Annotated in this window: 3 protein-coding genes; 1 reads left to right on the top strand and 2 read right to left on the bottom strand. The window is 72.1% G+C overall.

Translation table 11 applies throughout. The features are described from left to right. The coding region (locus tag ACTHJJ_RS04790; protein ID WP_440301795.1) for an acetyl-CoA hydrolase/transferase C-terminal domain-containing protein at positions 1–218 on the top strand (218 nt) is incomplete at its 5' end. Positions 219–296: 78 nt separating this feature from the next. Here ACTHJJ_RS04790 and ACTHJJ_RS04795 read toward each other — a convergent pair. Beyond that, the gene (locus ACTHJJ_RS04795; RefSeq protein WP_440301796.1) at positions 297–1,094 is read right to left on the bottom strand and encodes a sugar phosphate isomerase/epimerase family protein; all 798 of its coding nucleotides are present in this window, start codon (positions 1,092–1,094) and stop codon (positions 297–299) included. Between the two features lie 46 nt (positions 1,095–1,140). Further along, a partial coding sequence (locus ACTHJJ_RS04800) for a Ppx/GppA phosphatase family protein (protein ID WP_440301797.1) occupies positions 1,141–2,040 on the bottom strand: 900 nt, incomplete at its 5' end.

The raw sequence follows: 2,040 nt of genomic DNA on the forward strand, positions 1-2,040 counted from the left end.
GGTCCTGGCACCCGAAGGCGGACGTCTCGACGATCGTGCCGCTGCTCGACGAGCCGGTCACCTCGTTCCAGCAGTCCGCCGTCGTGACCGAGCACGGCATCGCGCCGCTCTGGGGCCACGACGAGCGGGAGCAGTGCCGGGCGATCATCGAGTGCGCCGCTCACCCGTCCGTCCGTGCGGAGCTGTGGGAGGAGGCTGGGGCCCTCGGCCTGGCCTGACCGACGTGTGACTCCCGGGACGACGCGCTCACTCGACGGAGAACGGAGCTCGGGTGAGTCGCCGCACCCGATGCGGCATCAGATCCGGCTGTCGCCCCGGGCGGGCATGAGGTTGAGCTCGGCGAAGGTGAGCGCCTCGATGAGGTCGATCTCCCGCTCGTCCGGGGTCAGCTTGCGGGTGCCGATCTCGACGATGACGTGCCCCTCGTAACCGGTGTCGGCGAGCAGCTGGAGGACCTCCGAGCACGGCTGGACGCCGTGTCCCGGGACCAGGTGGTCGTCCTTGAACGTGCCCCGCCCGTCCGTCAGGTGAAGGTGTGCCAGCCGTGGACCCAGCTCGCGCGCCATCTCGAGCCCGTCGACACCAGCCGTCGCCGCGTGTGACAGGTCGAGCGTCACGTGCCGGTAGGGCTGCCCGACCGGGTCCCAGTGCGGCAGGTACGCGAGCATCTCCCGCCGGGCGGTGATCCACGGGAACATGTTCTCCACTGCGAGCTTGAGACCCGAGGCGCGCTCTCGCTCGGCGACCCCCTCGACGAACTGGGCGGCATACTCACGCTGCCAGCGGAACGGCGGATGGAGCACGACCGTGTCCGCGCCCACCTCGTGCGCGAGCTCGATCGAGCGGTCGATCTTGCCCCATGGGTCGGAGCCCCAGATGCGCTGGGTGAGCAGCAGCGTGGGCGCGTGGATGGAGACGATCGGTATGCCGTGCAGCTCACTCAGCGCGCGGAGCGCACCGGCCTCCTGGGAGACCGGGTCGGTCCAGACCATGACCTCCATCGCGGTGTAGCCCAGCCGGGCCGCGGTGGCGAAGGCGGTGGCCGCGTTGGCGGGGTACACCGACGCCGTCGACAGACCGATCCGGATCGTCATGGGGAACATTCTCGGGCATTCCCCCGCGCGAGCCCGGCCCACCCCGTCAGGCGTCGAGGTGGTCGAGGTGCCGGAGGATGAGCCCCTCGCGCATCGCCCAGGGGCAGATCTCGAGCGACTCGATCGACAGCAGGTCCATGACCGCCTCCGCGACCAGGGCGCCCGCGAGCAGCTGCGGCGCCCGGGCGGCGGAGACACCCGGGAGGGTGGCGCGCTCCTCGATGGTCATCGTCCGGAGCCGGCGTGCGATGGCGGACGCGTCCTCGCGGGAGAGGGAGCGCGGGACGAAGGGCCCCTCGGCGGACGGGGCCGCACCGGCGATCCGGGCGAGGGAACGCAGGGTCTTGGAGGTGCCGACGCTCCGGTTCGGCGTCTCGGACCGGAGGATCGGCCGGATCTCCCGGGCCAGTTCGGCACGGATGTGCTTGCGGAGCGCGGAGACCTGCTCGTCGGACGGCGGGTCGCCCTGGAGGTGGTCGCGGTGCAGCCGTCCGGCGCCGAGCGGGAGGCTGAGGGCGACGTCGGGCTCCTCGTCGAGGCCGCTCGCGAGCTCGAGCGAGCCGCCGCCGATGTCGACGACGAGCAGGCGCCCGCTCGACCAGCCGAACCATCGGCGCACCGCGAGGAACGTCATGCGCGCCTCGTCGGTGCCGCTGAGGGCCTCGAGCTCGACACCGGTCTCGCGCCGCACCCGCTCGATGACGGCGTCTCCGTTGGGTGACTCGCGCAGCGCCGACGTCGCGAAGGCGAAGAGGTCGCTGACGCCCTGGTCCTCTGCGACGACGAGGCACTCGCGCACGAACGCCACGAGACGGTCGGCGGTGGCCTCGCTGACGCGGCCGTCGGGGTCCAGGGTCTCGGCGAGCCGCAGCTCGGTCTTGTGCGAGAACGCCGGCAGCGGCTGGGCGCCGGAGTGTGCGTCGACGACGAGGAGGTGGACCGTGTT

This window comes from Intrasporangium sp. (assembly GCF_051961875.1).
Lineage (GTDB): Bacteria > Actinomycetota > Actinomycetes > Actinomycetales > Dermatophilaceae > Intrasporangium_A.

Bases quoted from the DNA above. Each gene is read 5' to 3' on its own strand.
- ACTHJJ_RS04795 (WP_440301796.1), bottom strand. From the start codon at position 1,094: ATGACGATCCGGATCGGTCTGTCGACGGCGTCGGTGTACCCCGCCAAC.